The following is a 16,828-nucleotide window of genomic DNA, read 5'->3' on the forward strand; positions in this document are numbered from 1 at the left end:
CTTTTAACTAACAGACTTTTTTTTGAACAGTCCTATTACTGAGGCTATAGCTGAGAGATTATAACGATTTATATCTATGGTATACACCAAGAAAAATAATATGAATGTAATCATTAGTGCAAAAACATATAAGATAGAATGCATAAACGAAACCATAGAAAAAACAATCAAAAACAACAAAATATATGTCTTACTCTTAGAATACATAAAATTTATTATTTTTGAATCTTTTCTGAAACTATCAGGAATAGCAAGGTATAACATCATTCCATTTGTAATAGCCACAAAAAGCAGGAACCCCATCATTCCACTAGCACATATATCAAAGCCAACATCCCTGACATCACTTTTAACCGATACTAAACGCAGAAAAGTTGGCCATAATAAAACCCATAAAAACACATAAGTTCCCGGCTTTATGACTTGTAATAATGATGGGATATTAACACCCTCTACAGAGAGGACCTCCTTTAGTTTTTGCATCTCCATTTTTATATCATAGTGAGTGATCATAATGGCCCCTTCAATCGTTCTTTCTTATCATCCACCATCTGTTTTAACGCATCTTCAGACGGTGTTGGCATTAATTTCTGTCGTTTATTTTCTTCATTATATCTGTTGTTTTGTTGAATTTCTTCCTGTTTGTGATTATTTTTTAACTCTGAATATTGTCTGTCTACAATATTTTCTTCGCCATGAATACTATTCTGAGTATCTCCGATATTCCCTTTATATTCTGTGACCATATTATCAACCTGATGTTTTACATCATTACGGATATTACTGTCCTGCGTTCTTTGATCAATAATGGCCTGATGCCCCTGATGGTCAGCAATAATATCCTGGCTGCCACCACCCGAAGGTACGCTCTCCATTCCTTTACCAATATCCCCACGGGATTCACGCCAGGCATTATCAACACCAGGCTGCACCTGTTCCTGAACAAAAGACCATGCCATCGCCCGACGGCGTTCTGCAATCTCCGGTGAACTGGTGTTTGTCAGAATAGCTTCTGCATCCTGCGGCGCGTGTTTCATCACATACTGTGCAAACTGTTGCGACAGATCTTCACTCATCTGCCCACTCATGCTTTCAGTACGGGATGCCATTTCAGCATATTCATGGCTGCGGGTCATATTCGTCGTGTACTGGTCGTAACTCTGTTTTGCTGAGTTCAGGGCTGCAGACAACTGGTCCACGCGGGAATCGGCATTATTGTCAGTATGGCTGCCGGATTCACTGACTTTGCGACTGGTAAAGTAATCGCTGGCCTCTTTAAAGTCCTTACTGGCTTTAGCATCGATATCATGGCGAGCATCATGGGTAGCCCTGCTGCCACTACTTGCTGAATGTGAGTCATCATCCGTTGCATCCAGGCTCCCCTTAAATCCACCTCTGATGCCTACCCCACCACCAACACCAAGAATTTTAGGTTTAACCCCCCATTCAGCATGAGCATCAGCATACATTCCACCAGATAGCCTGGTACTTGTTGATGCCAGTTCCTGAGTCGCCTGCTCATTACTGATATTATGCGCCTTCGCATAGCTTTCCACTGCACTGCGCATACGGCTGGCCATCATGGAGTCCTGAGCACTCATCGTGCTGTCAGCACCACCGGTGACAGAATCACTGCTCCCCCGGTTAGAACCAAACTGACTGAGCGTGTTCCAGGCACTGGCAATACTGCTGCTGAAACCATGCAGGGCGCTTTCGGCTCTGTTCGACGCCTCCCGGGCCATTTCCTGTTGCGCCGCCGCAATCTGACGCGTTGCATTGATACCAACCGGTAACCGGGACATCGCTCCGCTTGCATCCATCACCATATTACCGTCACGGGTCTGTGTGGCAGTTGCGCCACTGCCGGTCTGGTACATCATCTGACCAAACGACGTGGTGCTGTTGGTGCTCCAGCTGAAGCCGTTCACGTTTTCCGTCTGCATGTTGCCATAGGAGTAATTACCGTCAACCACACTGCCTGCCGCACTGGCAGTCGGGCTGATAGATGAAGAGGCGAAGTGGCTGTACACGCTGGAAAAACCTGCGCCAAGGCCTTTTACCATCATCCATGACAACGGAGGTATCATGGCAGAGATATATCCGGCAGTGGCAGCCAGGTCGGAGTATTTCAGCTGTATCTGAGAGAGTTCAGAGAGCACGACCGGAGCCCCATTCTGCTTCGCATAGAATGTCATGGCACTGTTCAGAATGGCATACAGCAACGGCCAGGTCTGGAACCACATCAGGGCAAACACATAGCCTCTCAGTACAGACAGCGTCAGTTTGTTGAAGACAGCTGCCAGTACCAGAAGCGGGAAGATACCGATGGTAATGCCCACCAGAATGGTCTGCACCATCGGCAGGTTTCGCATCAGCACATGACCAATGGCTACATGCGCCAGACGCTGTTTCTCCATCGATGAGGTGGTGGCCAGACTGACCAGGCTGGCGGTGTCACCATTGCGGGCCGCATTACTGGTGATCCCCTCTTTCAGGGCATTCATGGTGACGTTCTGGCGCATAATCTGGCTGGCAGACTGGCTGGAGCCGTAGAAATAACTGTAACTGTCACTCATCAGTTGTCTGAATAACAGGTCAGGGTCCGGTCTGCCGCCAAATATCTGCTGCACATAATAATGCCAGGTCTTGCCTCCGGTATTCGTATCAAAATTCAGCTTATCCTTCAGTCCGACGGAGGCGTCCTTACAGGACACAAACGGCTCTGAGCTGTGCAGAAAACTGTAATTATTATTCGGCACCTGACGTAAAGGGCTGGGCTGAGAAAAGATTATGGTGTACGGGTCAGAGGAGGCCATCAGGTCTTCCAGCGTGTATTTGTGGTTCAGGTAAATATCACCCAGCACGCAGTTCTGGACGTAGTCCTGAAACAGATTGATGATTTCCGGATTCCGGGACAGGAAATCGGTGCTTTTCACAATCAGGTTCGCCCCGAACAGCATACCTGTTTTGCTGTAGGTGGCGCTGTCCGGCTGAGCGAACACCATCTCATAGCCGGCCACCATTGCATGCCCGATACGGGTCGTCAGTGAAAGTGGCATCGCCAGTCCGACCGGCACATTATCCACCCGGTGAACCTGGACCAGGTCACTGTTATCAATAATCTGCACCGATGTGCGGACATTAACCAGCAGGCTGATAAGCACAAACACGGCCACCCAGCCCAGTAAATCCATCACGTTGTGCCGCTGTACCCACATCACGGCCACCGCGAGAACAGACAATGTGAGCGCAATTTTTTCAATGGAATCCCACGTCCTGGTTCCCATAAAGGCGGCAATGGCGTTCAGGTTATTCCGCAACCACTCACCACCGGCAATCACATAAACTTCATTCACAGCGTGCTCCCTCCGAAGTGATAGTTGTTCTGGTAACGACTGAGCATGCGGGCGGAAAGCTGCTGACGCATGTAGCTCATCTGACGATCGACAACCAGCAGCGCATCCTGCTGTACCTGCACCTGTGACTGAAACGCCGCAATCTGCCGGGTGGCATCATTCATGTTGTCGTTAATATGCCCGATAACCGCTTCGTCATAATTTCCCGTGGCCACCATCGCCCGGGCCTGCTGTATCAGCTCCTGAATGTACTGCAGCAGGATGTCGTAACCGATATAGTCCGTCAACTGGTAAATCATGCTGTTGGAAACACCGAGCATCTGCGGGTCAACCAGGTATTTGAAGACGGGGATGGTGGTACTGGAAATAAAGCCTTTTTCCTTGTCATCCAGAGGCGTGTCACTGACCGCCTTGTTCTGAATGCTGGCCAGAAGTTTAGTAATCTGAGATTTCAGTGCATTATCCCGGCTGATGGTCACCGGTGTGTCTGCCACCACTTTCAGGCATTTGTCAGAGTCGTTGCAGTGATAAATTTTTGCTGTGCCGCCTTCCATCATGGCCCGGATAATTGAGCGGTCAGTGGTTCTGGCCGACAGCGGTGTGATTTCGCCGTTGGGACCAAACACCAGTGAGCCGGTCAGCGTCATCACAAACTCTTTCAGCTCTTTGTTGCCGTCAAACATTCTGTTTTTGGAAAGGGCATTCCACATGATGTTGATGTTTTTGGTCACCCGCTCCTTATCCTTGTCGCTGGCTTTATCCCTGACGCTGTCAGATTTTCCGCCAACGGTACATCCCTGCCGGGAAGCCGCCCAGTCAGCAAAAATATTGCTCTCACCGGCAATGTCCTGACAGACTTTCTGCTGGGACACCTGCGTCCGGGGGAAAAGCCCGCCGATAATCCCCTGTGCAGCCTGGCAGGAACTGAGGTTCATACTGTTAATGTCGCTTGCCATTTTCTGCAGGAAGTCTTTTGCGGTTTTGATTTCCGGCACCGTTGTCTGCAGGGCAAGGTCAAAAAAGTAACCGGCAGCATTGCTCATAATCTGCTTAACAAAACGCTGCAACTGCTCGCCATTAATAAAACTGAACGAACCGAGGTAGGCGTCGATGCCGCCACATCCGGCATTGATATCCGGCAGCGTCATGGAAATCAGCTGAACATTTTTGACCTGAGTACGGGCATACAGGGAGCCGCCGTAAGCATAGCCGGCAGCCTGCCCCTGCCAGACGCCCGGCTGTGTGGTATTGGAGGCGAAGCCCAGCTTGTTAAAGAACTGATTCATGTCGCTGTTCACATCCGCTGACGCTGCAGGCGTCACCGTCAGTAAGGCGGCACAAAGAATAAAAAGAGGCTTAATGCGAAACATTATTGCTGCCCTCCCTTAATGTGTTCTCCCGGCGCATACGGCGTCTCAGCAGGAATATCATGATATTTCTGCCTGATAATGCACATAAAGGCAGCAGATAACCTGCAACAAAAAAACCGGATGCCAGCGCCCATAACGTACACGGAATGGCATACATCAGGATGTTCCACATATAACGTAAGTTATTTAACTCAGGGTCAGCTTTCCACGAATCAATACAGACATCGAAAATAACGTGCATAACTGCCCATAAAACAATTCCGGTAACAAGGAAAACAATAAACAAATCAAAATATCTGTCAGAACCTCTGAAACTATACTCAATATTCCGTCTAATTTTTCTGATTTTGAATTCCTGATTCTTTTTGTTTTCTGTCATTATAAGTTTCCTCTGATATTACTGATGATTCATTCAGACTGGTCATGCGGCTGTAATATATTTCAGACACCGAAATCCATCCCACAATTGCCCCCACAAAAAACACAACAGAAACAGAAAAGGTAAGGCACAGCGAAACGACAATTTCTACAGGGCTGGCGGGATAAAAAAGCCCCTGACGGATAAAGGGGATATTCAGGCTGACGATTATTCCCGTCGCGATGCCGGATATTCCGGCAATGAGTAACACCACCTGCTTATTTCGCACCTTTTTTCCCTCCGTACATCTGCAGAACGGTATCCATCCGCGCCATAAAACCGGCGGCATCCGTTGCCCCCTGTAAAAGCGGTAATGCCTCAAGCGTGTTGACGTTGACCAGGAAGGTGGTCGGTGTGGCCACCGGGATATTCGGGAAGAAGGTCTGCATCACGTCCGGTGGCACCGGTAATGCTTCCGGAAAGGCGGTATCCCCCTGACCATCCAGGGTGTAGGGAAAAACGGAAAAGCCGTACTGCTGCGCCAGCTGTTTCAGTACCGGGTCAAACTGGTGACAGTAAGGGCAATGCCCCTGCATAAACAGCACCACCTTCCAGTCGGCCAGGTTAACCTGCCTGCCGTTGCTGAGGCGGAACCAGCGGGGGGCCGGCTTTTCTGTCCTGGCTGGCGTGTCTGCTGCCGGTTGTGCAGGCTGCGCAGCCATACCCTGCGGATTCCAGAGTCGTTCAATTTCATCCCGGGTGGAGGCCTGCACACCTGTGGCCATCATCAACAGAATAACCGACAGTAATTTAGTGAGAGACATGTCCGCCCTCCTGCTGCCCTTCCATCATGACCTGTTGCCTGGCTTCCAGTGCCTCACGCTCTTCCCGGCTGACACGGGCAATCCATGCATCCAGCACCTGGTATGCGCCGAACAGCACAAGGATGGCCGCAATCAGCTCCGCCAGAAAAAAAGCCATCCAGGGTTTGCTGTGAACAAGACGGGCGACGATATGAAACCAGACACCCAGGGAAAATACCCACATACCCGTAATATCAAGCCGGGGTAAAGAGAATTTATATTTTCTCATATTTAAAACACCATTATTATTCAGTATATTGCTGATTTCATCAATCAGACACAGTTATGTTAATTATCACGGATTTAATACTATGAGTTTATTTTTTGACAGAAAAACACTGGAAGCTATCAGAGACATTATCCGGGAAACAATGTTAGGCAATGTTGCCATTGTCTTACTGATAAACATTTCACCGGACTATATGGTACAAAAGAACAGTCCATCAATTATCATGCTCTCTGTTTTTATATTAATAATAATATGCATTGAACTCTGGATGCTCCTCTCTGTAATAAATTACTTGTCCGCGTTACGAATAAGAAGGGCAAAACTCGCACTTATAATATTTATTCTCTGGATGTGTCTTATTCTCGCATTAACTATTCGTTATTTTATTATGTTTTCTGATGCATGGAGCAACCAGTAGAATATAATCATTCCCGCACCAGAAAACACTGCGGCAACAGCGAGCCACAAACGCTTATGCACTCCTTCTGATATGCCTGAAAAATATCCTGTATGGAGTAGCAGCAGCAACCATGACAACACTCCTGCCAGACCCAGCAGGGCAGGAGGGATATGCCACAGTTCATATTTCATAATAACAATACCTTCTGCCATCATCATGGACAGGGTGCAAACAACAAAACAGTCCCATGAAAAAAAACGCCTGTCAGCAGCAAGGAAAATCACTGTCAGTGACATGACTGTCACCTGGGCCAGCAATAAAGGCCATAAAGAAATAAAACTCATTTAAACGACCTCTTTAAAAATTCGGTTTAAAGTCTTCAGAAACGTTCAGGAACTGTTTTGCCAGGTCATCCTGCGAAATAAAGCCGTATGATAACGGACGAACACTGCCCTGTTTCGGGTCAACCAGCATCATGGCCGGGAAATATTTCACGCCGAGGCGCTGCGCCTGCCCCCGGTCAGTCCGGGAATCCGGCAACAGCGGATTAATTACGTCATCCACGGAAACGGGAATAACACTCAGACCATACGTATCCCTGAAGCCATTAATGACCTGCGCCAGCTGCCCGTCGATGGGGTCCTGACCCCGGTAAAAAAACATGATGCCGTAGTGTTCAGCCAGTTTCGCAATGGCCTGTCGCTGCTGCGCCTGGTCTGCCGCCAGCTGGTTCCGGACCGTGCCGTTGTAATGGCTGTACTGCAGGTTATAGTCCAGTTCGGGATGCGCCAGCATGGCTTTTTTGGCGCTCATGGTGAAAAGCCCGGCCTGCTGAGTCCAGTAATTCTGCAGCCGGAAATATTTCACAAAATTATCCACGCCGGGATACAGAATGGCTTCATACAGCGCCCGCTTTGTTGCCGTCTGCAGCACGGCCAGTTTCTGCATAATATCCGGTTCCTGACGGGGGGCTGCAGGTGCGGGTTGATTTTCTTTTTCCTTCGGATTTATTTTCTCGTTATACCACTGCCAGCCTGCATCTTTCCCTGACGCCGGAAAAATAAAGCAGCAGAGTAACAGTGGCAGTAATGCTTTATTCATCTTCATTCCTTTCATCACTTTTTCTTTCATCAGGTTTCTGCAGGTCAGTCAGGGCAGAACGGTTATTTTCCATACCTTACTGTCCTGCCTGTTTCAGCTGGTCAGCAATCTGTTCTTTCACTTTCTCCGTCAGAACGCCACTGTCCGGGATTTTCTGGTTATTCATCAGGTCTTCGTAAAAGTTAGTGAAATCCAGTCTGTCGAACTGAATTTTCTGCAGCTCATCAACCGTAATTCCCCGGCAGTCAGGATGCTTCGCACTGCCAAAACTGATACGCAACTGACCGTTGCGCCCCTGCTGCTGGACTATCTGCGCCAGTTTAGAATCAAACTGACAGTAGCTGCGTTTTTTCTCCAGACAGACTCCCAGCACTTTCTTCGAACAGAATTCTCCGACGCTGACGGTCAGTTTGTTTGATTTTGCTTTAGCCAGGGCTTTTTCATCACTGCTGCATTTAGCCAGCCCGATATCCTGTCCCCAGCCGCTGTCCTTACAGCAGTTGCTGTATCCGGCTGCAGCCTTCTTACAAAATTTCGCCTGACCGGTGAAAGCACGGACATCCACCCCGTTCAGCGCCGCAACATCCTTACCTGCAGCGGCCAGTGCTGCCAGTTGAGAAACAGCTTCGGCAAAATCATTACTCTGCCCGCTCTGAGCCTTATCGCATTCGCCATCGAGACAGAAGACGTCACCACCACAAATCATGACCTTTCCGGATGTTTTTGACTCGCAGGAGTACGTGGCATATTCATGCAGACAGGCACCTTCTTCGGAGTAAAAGGCACACTGGTGCGACGCCAGGATACAGGCAGGATTGTCGGTGTAGGTCTGACAGGTTCCCTTGTCTGCTGACTGCGTGACATACGTGTCCCGGTATGCCCAGCAGCTCTGGTACATGCTGTATGACTGACCGTCTTTCACCAGCGTCCTGTTCCCGCCAGCCTCCGTACATTCTGTTTTTGTCAGTTTCCCCAGCTCCTTGCTGAACGGGCAGCTTTCAGACCAGACAACATACGGGGTGTACGAGGCTTTTTTTACCCTGACAACCAGACGCAGCTTCATTGCCGTATGACGTTTGAATTTTGTATTCCCGACCCGGACGGGGTGAGATGACGTAAAAGCCACACCGGCAGTCAGTGTTTTCTGTACTGGTGTAAATGAGGCATCTGCTGAGTATTTGGCATTCCAGCTCAGTGGGGTTCCCAGTACTGTAATTGTCATAGGTACACTCTTCTGCAGGTAAGTACGACTCCAGCTGTAATGCGCATCGACAATTTCACCGGTAACGGGAGAGGTAATGGAGACAACATACTGACCATTCACTTCACGTGCAGGTAGCTGACTCATTTCATACTCCAGCGTCCGGGTTTCCCATGTGGTACTCCCCTGCAGCTCCATACGGGCAGTTCGTGTGCAGTACTGCTCCACCTGTAAATCCCGCTCACAGGTGTAATTCGTGTATTCACTCCGGCTAATCTCCTGCGCACTGCACTGCTGCCCGGTGTTTCCCACAATGCTGTCAGCCCGGTTCACCACATCCCTGCCGGTCTGGATAAACGGTGCATCCGGTGAAAGAATGTCTTTCGGCTTGTTCATGAATGACTCTGTAATGGTTTTTCCGGTTTCACCGGTCGCCCATTCCGTGGTGCCGTCATTTTTCAGGCCGCCATCCCCGCCGGCAGTCACGCCACCGTAATATTTTGTCTCGTCCGGATTCGCGTTATAGCCGGGGATACTCTCCTGTGGCTTAAAGCCCTGAATACTGCTGCTTCCCTGTCCTTTGATCTGGTGAGCAAAATCAGAGTCGGCCCGGTAATCACTGTTGCTGTCAGCCTGTGCCATGCCGGCAACCAGAGCCAGTATCAGAGGTAAAATACGTTTCATTTCCCGGAATCTCCTTTCCCTGCCAGTAAATCATGAGCCACCTGCCGGCAGTCACCCGTGGCGGCCACTTTCTCCAGCGCCTGGCCAACCCGCAGGTTTCCCCGGATGATGTCGTATCCCTGACGGCAGAACACCACCAGTGCCGGTACACTGCGAATGCCGTACTGTGAAAACAGCGTCGGGTCGATCTGAACACCATCTGTCGCGCCGTCTTTCACCAGGGACAACACGGCTTCAGCGGTGGTCTTCAGGTCATTATTCACCATGCCCCGCAGTGTGGCCGGAATACCGTAGTGCCGGGTTTCGCCCAGCATCCGTTTCAGCCCCTCTTCGGGAATGGAAAACGACACAAAATACAGGGCACCCTGCCGGGGTTTCCCGTCCTGTGAAGCCTGCTGTTTACGAACCAGCTCATCCAGGAAATGGTTATCTGAACGCTGAAGGGGGTTTTCCAGCACCTGTTGCTCCGCCCAGGCTTTCAGCTGATGGTCAGGTTTTTCACGCAGTTGTCTGCTTAAATTTTCCTGCTGCTTCAGGAACTGGCGGTTTTCAGGTGTGTTCACATTTTCTGAGGCATGAACAGTGATATGCATCCCTGCAGTCAGGGCAAAAAGCGCAAATATTTTCCAGTTCATGATATATCCTGATGGCATTATTACAATTTAATTACCCGTAGGGTTTTCTCTCAGTTTTTCTGCCAGTTTTAAAAAAGCATCAAATTCTTTCTGACCTGCACATATTTTACTGGCTGTAACCGATACGGTTATTCCTGATGTATTATTGGCAGAGTCTTTAACATCATTATTATGGACGGAGACATTATCGGGACTGAAAATATAAACCTTTTCTCTGGGATAATCCCTGTCCACCTCCTCCCGCCACTGAATCTGTTCTTTATCAAAACGGTGATACATTATTGAGGAAAACCGGCACAGCCAGTCGTCAATACATGACAGCTTATCCAGTAATTGTTGCGAATGACGGACCTCACAGGCAAGCTGCCGGCACTCCATAATGCACCGTGACACACCACCATTTGCATTCACAAGCGCTTTCATCTCCAGCAGAACACCCATATCAAGTATTCTGGAACCATATTTTATATTATTACTCATTACATCCTCCTCTGTTTTTGCTTACACACTTATCCTGAATGAATACGTTAAAATACAAATATTTTAAAAACACAACAGCAAAAACACATACAAAAGTAACCTCCAGATATAATCGAATGAGAAATATTTTCCCTGATATATCTGTTTTTTGCCATTCATGAATATTTTCACCGAGAATGCCATCAGGAGCAAAATAAAATAATATCACAGACACCATTACCAGATTAAAAGGAAACCATTTTAACGTTTCATTTATCAGATGGATAAGGACATAATATACATTTATAAAATTATGTATGTATTTATTTTTCATCATCTCAATTTTCATAGATATTCCTCTCATTTGTTAACTCGATTTACAGGAAGACACAGTTACGTTTACGCCACATCAGGTAGCCGAAGTTTTTCTTTGTGTTGGGCGGATTTTTCCCGGTTTCCCAGCGGGTCACGCTGCGCCCGAACGGGTGGCACTGTCCGCTGTCCGGATACATATTCACCATCTGATAACGCCAGCGTTCTTTGGGCAGGATTGGGGACGGATATTCATTACAGACGGCGTTATTTTTCCCGATGGTTTCCATAATCATGCCCTGACGGTGCAGCTTGAATGCCATGCGTTCACTGACCAGCAGGGAAGACTGCAACGGACTGGACTCATTACTCACCCAGCCATTAAACGGGTACATACTTCCCTGCGAACCGGCACACCAGAACAGAGCATCGATGGGCATATTAAAGGCGCTGGCAATGGCATCTGCAGCACAGGCCCCCTGGGCTATCGGATTGGCAAAGATGACGGCTTCCGGATTGAGAATGGTGGTCAGGCTGCTGTCCGTCCAGGTGGGGTCAATTTCAGAAAGATAAGCAATATCCAGGTCACCACCTTCCAGACAGCCCAGCGATGTGATGATGTTAAGCCAGTACGTCAGCGGGTATTTGTACCAGTGAACGTGATAGAACGCCCCGTTCACCTGCTTCTCATCCTTTTTCGCCGTTCCCTGTGCCGTTTTACCAAAAGCCGGCAGGCTGAAGCCCAGGTTCACCATGCATCCCGGTGATCGGGTGACGTCCGTCAGCGCCATCGGCTCCCAGTAACCAATGGCCAGCCCGATACGCCTGAACAGCGGCGGCGGTGCCGGACAAATCTGAATGGGCATCGACGGGTTCGCCGTGTCGGGGACCTTACCCTGACTGACTTTGATACTGCCCAGCGAGAGCGGGAAAATACAGCTCCAGCAGATATCCGTGATCGGGTTTACAAAACGCCCCTCACAGGCAGAATCCGCAGACGCTGCAGGGACATGACCGGCGAGAAGGAATAACATCAGCAGCCACAGGCTTCGCTTCATTTTCTGCCCTCCTCTGCCGGTATAAATTCCACCTTCAGGAAGCGATCGCCGGGAACGGCGCTCACCCGTGCCGGGACCTGATCGATGCCGAGACGCTGGCAGAGCACACCGTTCTGGTCAAAGTAAATACGGCTGTCCAGCGCTTTCTGCATCTCCGGGATACTTCCCTGCACCAGGATAATTTTGCTCTCCAGTGTGGGCGGCGTCTGGCGTTTCATCCAGGCCACCTGCGCCGGATCATCGCCATTGATGAAATACAGCGTCTGGTTAAAAGGAACATACTGCAGCGGATTCATCACTTCACCCTGACGGGCAAACACCCGCCCTTCGTTATCCCGGATATCCGCAGCCAGTCTGACGGACGGGTCAAACAACCGGCTGCCGTATTTCTCCGTGCGTCCGATACCGGGCACGGCAGGGGGCCGCAGGCTGTTACGGATCACCCGCTCCTTAAAGGCATCCATTTTCCGGCCCATCTCACCGGACTGCTCCAGTGCCGTCAGGCGCTGCATGATCACCGTCAGCATGTCCGGCTCCTTTACCGGCCACAGATCGCCCCAGGTGCCAAGATCGGCGGCGACCACACTCTGCCCCCATATCAGCAGGGCAATCAGCCCCCGGCATCTCATGGTTCCGCCCTCATTCGCCGGGCAATATCCTGCTGGATTTCCCGGGTGATATCCGGTGCTCCCTGTACCACGGCAGGCGACACCAGAATGACCGCGTGGTGTTTCTGCTGCCACGCCTGCAGGCTGGCTTCCAGTGCCGTGTTAAAACGCGCTGAAAGGGCTTTTGACTGTGCTTCTGACAGTTGTTTCTGACTGGCGCTGTCAAAAAACGCATCCACGGTCTGTTTCATGTTGAAGGCGACAGTCACCGGTGCGTTCAGTCTGACAATGCCGTAACTGACGGCTGCGTTCAGTAACACCATTGCCAGGCATCCCGGCAGCGTCCACCACCAGTGGCTGCGTCGGGGGGCTGTAACGTCAGTCGTTTTTTGCGTTGTGGTCATGCAACACTCCTGTATTTCTCATGTTCTTCCAGCCAGGCTTCCAGCGAAGCCATCTCCGGCCCTGACTTCTTCCACGCCAGCTGCCACACCGCCTCATGAATACTCAGCCCCTCTTTACGCTTCTGCTGCACAAACTCAAAATCCGGGCCGTCAGAGCTGTACATGGCGCGGCTTAACGGGTCCACAAACAGACGGTGCCAGGAGGAATGGTTTTCCACCTGCAGCAGGAAGGAACTGAACCACTGATCTCTGGCCGCACCGAACTTACCAATCATGTCACGCTGCAGTGGCAGGAACTGGTCCGGATACAGCTGGTTGTATTTCGCGAACTCCTTCGCACTCTGTTTGAGGATAATTTTGTAGGAGGAGTTACCCCATGCCGCGCGGGCAGCACTGGAGGCCTTGTCAGAGTCAAAGTCGACGATGTTCTGTGTGATGGTGATATAGGCACCGGTATGACGGCGGGCGGTACGGTAACCTTTCTCAATAAACTCACCGACCTTGTGATTTTTGAAGTCCAGCAGACGCCATCCCTCATCAATGACGTTCAGTTTTTTGAGGTTACGCGGCGTGCGGTACATCCTGTTCTCGATGTAAATAATGAGGCTGAACATCACCGCAACCAGCAGTGACGGACGGTCTTCCAGTCCGCCCAGCTCCAGCACCACCATTTTCGCATCATCCCGCAGGGACGGCTCATCGGAGTTAAAATACCGGCCGTAAGTGCCGCCGGCGGTATATTGATCCAGCAGGACAATCATTTCATCCAGACGGCTGCGGATGGTCGGTGACTCGACATACTGGTCGTTATCACGGGCGTTTTTCAGGAAATCCACCACATCATCGATGCGCGCTCTGTTCTTTTTAGCCAGCCAGGAGGCCCTGACCGCCTGCAGCAGCAGACCTTCATGCACTTCATCCAGGTTACCGTTGGGGCTGGCCATCACCGACAACTGGTCACGGACACGCTCCGCTGACTGGTCAATATCGGTGATGTTCGCAAACGGGTTAAAACGCAGGGTTTCACCGTCCAGATACACCCCGCCCATGTTCTCACACAGGGACTTGTAGCCATCCCCCATGTCGAACACCACGGCAAAGCCCCCGGAGTCCAGCACGCTGCGGATAAGGGGCTGTATCAGTCCGGTTTTACCGGCCCCGGAGGTGCCACAGACCGCCATGTTGTAGTTGGTGTTATTCATCCCCCGGAAGAAAATATCGATAAACGCCAGCTGGTTACGGTAGGTGGGTGCCAGCAGACCTGCCGGTGTCAGGGGGTTATCCGCCACTAATGGCATCAGGTTGGCCACATTAAAGCTCTCTGCGCGCTGAACCACACCGGCCTCTTTCAGCTGTTTAAACAGCCCTTTCCCGGCCATAAAGGGCAGGCAGGTCAGGAAATTGCGCATGTGGTTAAAGCGCGGTGAAATCAGCTCAAAACCGTTTTTTCGGAAGCTGTTCAGGATGTCCTGCTCCACTTCCAGCGCCGTTTCATTATTGTCCTTGCAGAAGGCTGTGATGTTGAGGAAGTAGGACACCACGGAGGACTGACCGGAGCCCAGCCGCTGACGCAGTTCCCCCCACTCCTTCGCCTCTTTCTCCACGGACGGAAACCATTTGGCATAGGAGGTCTTCGACTTTTTCTCCAGGTCCATGTACTTCAGGTTGGCTTCGCTGTGGGTTTTCACCTGGTCTTCCACCACCAGAGTCAGCGTCAGGATAAACGGACAGGAGATGGACAGTTCCGGGTTCAGCAGATTGCTGTAGTTGTCGGCCATGTTCCACAGGAAGGCGATTTCCGGGTTACGGGCCAGATGGAAATTCAGGATGCGGGCCGTGCTGTTCCTGCCGTTCTCACGCAGGCCCAGCGTCAGGTAATCAGCCCGGACTTTCAGGTCAAAACTGTCCTCCACACACTGATAATTCAGATCAGAATACGGGTCCAGCTGACGTCTTTTCGGATACAGGGAGTCCGGGTTATGGTTAATCATCTCCCCGACAATATCGATAAAGGCCTGTGCATCCACCGCCTGTGTGGTGATACTGGCCCCCTGTAACGACGCCCGGATGATTTTCACCAGGTTTTCCATTTCCAGAATGTCAGCCCGGCTTTTTTTCTTCGAGGGAGAACAGTACGAGAAGAATACCCGGTAATGGCGCAGGGTCAGGGGCAGATTCATCCCCTCCGGCAGCGGGAACTGTGTCGCTGCCGCGTTCATATAATAGGCACGGGTAATGGCGTTAAACTGTTCAGCCTGTTCACCGGACCAGGAGAACTCACGCAGCCCGTATTCAATTCTGTCACCAACAAGCTGGCTGGACATCAGATGGATGCAGAACGGCACTCCGCGCGGCAGTTTGGTGCGCAGCATGTGGTCGAGCGCCTCCACAATAGACTCATTCGCACCATTGATGGGAATGGCTTCCAGCATAAAGCCCATCGTGGTGTCATTCATGAACAGGCCGGACTCCTGGTTGTAATCACGATACGGCAGCAGACGGCTGAACTGCGGGAAGTTCATCTCACCGAGGATCTGATTAGCCTGAGCGGATTCATCCGGTAATTTAAGCGCAGTCAGCAGTGAATTAACCGCCTGAGTGACGGTCTCAAGTGGGTTATTACTCATATGAGTATTCCTTAGTGCGTTTAAAAAAGGAAAATATCAGTCTGTGGGCCGTGGATATATCACGCAGTGCCATTCTTAAAACCACAGCACAAATAAGAGATGGAGGCTTTTAACAGGAAAACAGGATTAACGTTCCTTTACTGAATGAGCATCATTTAATGCCTGAAGTTGTTTTTCGCGTATCTTATTGCGCTCGTTTTCTCTTACCCGTTTCACCTCTGCCATTTCGTTTCTTTCTCTACACGCTGATGCAAGCTCTTTTGCCTTACCAAGACTTAAAGGTTCAGGCTGATAATTAAGTGTTTCCTGAAATGCTTCTGCTGCACAGGGGGTATCCTGAGCAATCTCTGTCAGTTGTTCTGGTGTTGCAGGTTGTTGCTCAAGGTAATCATTGTAAAAAAGACCACATATCAACATAGCCATAACGCCAACAAATATAAAAGCCAGAGCAGATTTTAAATATATCGACTTCATTTCATTTTAGCCTTATATAATTCCCACTGTCGGATATACTCCTCATACTGAGCTACTGGCACATTAACGATGGCTCCGGCACACTCCAGTTTATTAACCGGTTCAGTAAATGCGCCTGTCGGTATATTCACTTCCAGAAGTTTACAGTCATTTTTCCAGTATCTCCCGACATCCAGTTCATCCATCGAGAATGACTGACTGGCGAACACAACAAGCGTAATAAAAGAAATACATCCAGTAAGCACACTACAAACTAATATTTTTCCTCTGCTGACCTGCAGACTGAATTTTTCAGGGATAACAAACATAGCCAGTGCGTTAACAACACAGATAACCACAAGAAAGAGGCACAGGCATATAAACCAGTCAATATTATTTTCTTCGAAGTAGTAAGCTCTCATTGTCCACTACCATTCAGTGTTTCCATCACGTTGTTCAAAGGTTCATTTGTTTTAACTTCAATACACTCCCCTGTATTTCCAAAGCCCCTGCCTCCACGCGCTTCTATTCTCCGAAGGATCTCTACACATACATCCGTATTTGGCATGGGTGTAATATTCCAGATACCACCACCGCCAACATTTTTCATCAGCACAAGAAAGATAAAGGTATGCATTCTTTATTACCTCCAGTTAAATATTAATCACTGAATATTCCTTCAGTTAACTTATGAGGTTATAAAACACAGC

20 protein-coding genes and 1 pseudogene are annotated in these 16,828 nt (G+C 49.7%); all 21 read right to left on the reverse strand.

The window, feature by feature from the left end; translation table 11 throughout:
- Positions 1–3: 3 nt before the first annotated feature.
- The 21 genes and pseudogenes from traS to A31E_RS21645 all read right to left on the reverse strand — a co-directional run bounded on the left by traS (position 4) and on the right by A31E_RS21645 (position 16,755).
- The gene (gene traS / locus A31E_RS21740) at positions 4–513 is read right to left on the reverse strand and encodes a conjugal transfer entry exclusion protein TraS (RefSeq protein ID WP_016233149.1); all 510 of its coding nucleotides are present in this window, start codon (positions 511–513) and stop codon (positions 4–6) included.
- Positions 510–3,356, reverse strand: a complete 2,847-nt coding sequence (gene traG / locus A31E_RS21735) for a conjugal transfer mating-pair stabilization protein TraG (RefSeq protein ID WP_016248290.1) — start codon at positions 3,354–3,356, stop codon at positions 510–512. The genes traS and traG overlap by 4 nt, the downstream gene beginning before the upstream one ends.
- Entirely contained in the window at positions 3,353–4,726 is a 1,374-nt protein-coding gene (gene traH, locus A31E_RS21730; protein WP_016233151.1) for a conjugal transfer pilus assembly protein TraH, read from the reverse strand. Before traH ends, traG begins: the two co-directional genes overlap by 4 nt.
- Positions 4,713–5,105, reverse strand: a complete 393-nt coding sequence (gene trbF, locus A31E_RS21725) for an F-type conjugal transfer protein TrbF (protein ID WP_016233152.1) — start codon at positions 5,103–5,105, stop codon at positions 4,713–4,715. Before trbF ends, traH begins: the two co-directional genes overlap by 14 nt.
- Complete coding sequence (gene trbJ, locus A31E_RS23605) at positions 5,059–5,373, reverse strand: P-type conjugative transfer protein TrbJ (protein WP_016233153.1); 315 nt, start codon at positions 5,371–5,373, stop codon at positions 5,059–5,061. Before trbJ ends, trbF begins: the two co-directional genes overlap by 47 nt.
- The gene (trbB, locus tag A31E_RS21720; RefSeq protein ID WP_016233154.1) at positions 5,363–5,908 is read right to left on the reverse strand and encodes a type-F conjugative transfer system pilin assembly thiol-disulfide isomerase TrbB; all 546 of its coding nucleotides are present in this window, start codon (positions 5,906–5,908) and stop codon (positions 5,363–5,365) included. The genes trbJ and trbB overlap by 11 nt, the downstream gene beginning before the upstream one ends.
- The gene (gene traQ, locus A31E_RS21715; RefSeq protein ID WP_016233155.1) at positions 5,895–6,176 is read right to left on the reverse strand and encodes a type-F conjugative transfer system pilin chaperone TraQ; all 282 of its coding nucleotides are present in this window, start codon (positions 6,174–6,176) and stop codon (positions 5,895–5,897) included. The genes trbB and traQ overlap by 14 nt, the downstream gene beginning before the upstream one ends.
- Before the next feature lie 378 nt (positions 6,177–6,554).
- The gene (locus A31E_RS21705) at positions 6,555–6,920 is read right to left on the reverse strand and encodes a hypothetical protein (RefSeq protein WP_000008454.1); all 366 of its coding nucleotides are present in this window, start codon (positions 6,918–6,920) and stop codon (positions 6,555–6,557) included.
- 13 nt (positions 6,921–6,933) lie between these two features.
- Positions 6,934–7,677, reverse strand: a complete 744-nt coding sequence (gene traF, locus A31E_RS21700) for a type-F conjugative transfer system pilin assembly protein TraF (RefSeq protein WP_016233156.1) — start codon at positions 7,675–7,677, stop codon at positions 6,934–6,936.
- Positions 7,670–7,735 (reverse strand): annotated as a pseudogene (locus tag A31E_RS25560) (conjugal transfer protein TrbE); the annotation flags it as partial. The gene traF and the pseudogene A31E_RS25560, both read right to left, overlap by 8 nt.
- Positions 7,736–7,753: 18 nt before the next feature.
- A complete protein-coding gene (traN, locus tag A31E_RS21695; RefSeq protein WP_016248291.1) occupies positions 7,754–9,562 on the reverse strand; it encodes a type-F conjugative transfer system mating-pair stabilization protein TraN in 1,809 nt (602 codons plus the stop codon).
- On the reverse strand, positions 9,559–10,197 hold the full coding sequence (gene trbC / locus A31E_RS21690) for a type-F conjugative transfer system pilin assembly protein TrbC (protein ID WP_016233158.1): 639 nt from the start codon (positions 10,195–10,197) through the stop codon (positions 9,559–9,561). The genes traN and trbC overlap by 4 nt, the downstream gene beginning before the upstream one ends.
- A gap of 27 nt (positions 10,198–10,224) precedes the next feature.
- A complete protein-coding gene (locus A31E_RS21685) occupies positions 10,225–10,677 on the reverse strand; it encodes a hypothetical protein (protein WP_016233159.1) in 453 nt (150 codons plus the stop codon).
- On the reverse strand, positions 10,670–11,005 hold the full coding sequence (locus A31E_RS21680) for a hypothetical protein (protein ID WP_016233160.1): 336 nt from the start codon (positions 11,003–11,005) through the stop codon (positions 10,670–10,672). The genes A31E_RS21685 and A31E_RS21680 overlap by 8 nt, the downstream gene beginning before the upstream one ends.
- A 28-nt stretch (positions 11,006–11,033) precedes the next feature.
- Positions 11,034–12,026 carry a conjugal transfer pilus assembly protein TraU gene (gene traU, locus A31E_RS21675; RefSeq protein WP_001712363.1) on the reverse strand — a complete coding sequence of 331 codons (993 nt, stop codon included), beginning with the start codon at positions 12,024–12,026 and terminating at the stop codon, positions 11,034–11,036.
- The gene (gene traW / locus A31E_RS21670; protein WP_016233161.1) at positions 12,023–12,655 is read right to left on the reverse strand and encodes a type-F conjugative transfer system protein TraW; all 633 of its coding nucleotides are present in this window, start codon (positions 12,653–12,655) and stop codon (positions 12,023–12,025) included. Before traW ends, traU begins: the two co-directional genes overlap by 4 nt.
- Positions 12,652–13,038: a type-F conjugative transfer system protein TrbI gene (trbI, locus tag A31E_RS21665; protein WP_016233162.1), complete on the reverse strand. Its 387-nt coding sequence runs from the start codon at positions 13,036–13,038 to the stop codon at positions 12,652–12,654. Before trbI ends, traW begins: the two co-directional genes overlap by 4 nt.
- Positions 13,035–15,665, reverse strand: a complete 2,631-nt coding sequence (gene traC, locus A31E_RS21660) for a type IV secretion system protein TraC (RefSeq protein WP_016248292.1) — start codon at positions 15,663–15,665, stop codon at positions 13,035–13,037. The genes trbI and traC overlap by 4 nt, the downstream gene beginning before the upstream one ends.
- Before the next feature lie 126 nt (positions 15,666–15,791).
- Positions 15,792–16,139, reverse strand: a complete 348-nt coding sequence (locus A31E_RS21655; protein ID WP_016248293.1) for a hypothetical protein — start codon at positions 16,137–16,139, stop codon at positions 15,792–15,794.
- Entirely contained in the window at positions 16,136–16,540 is a 405-nt protein-coding gene (locus A31E_RS21650; protein WP_016248294.1) for a hypothetical protein, read from the reverse strand. Before A31E_RS21650 ends, A31E_RS21655 begins: the two co-directional genes overlap by 4 nt.
- Positions 16,537–16,755 (reverse strand): hypothetical protein, encoded by a 219-nt coding sequence (locus A31E_RS21645; RefSeq protein WP_016233166.1) that lies wholly within the window; start codon positions 16,753–16,755, stop codon positions 16,537–16,539. The genes A31E_RS21650 and A31E_RS21645 overlap by 4 nt, the downstream gene beginning before the upstream one ends.
- Between the last annotated feature and the right edge of the window lie 73 nt (positions 16,756–16,828).

Origin of the sequence: Escherichia sp. KTE159 (assembly GCF_000408805.1) — a bacterium.
Classification (GTDB): Bacteria; Pseudomonadota; Gammaproteobacteria; order Enterobacterales; family Enterobacteriaceae; genus Escherichia; species Escherichia marmotae.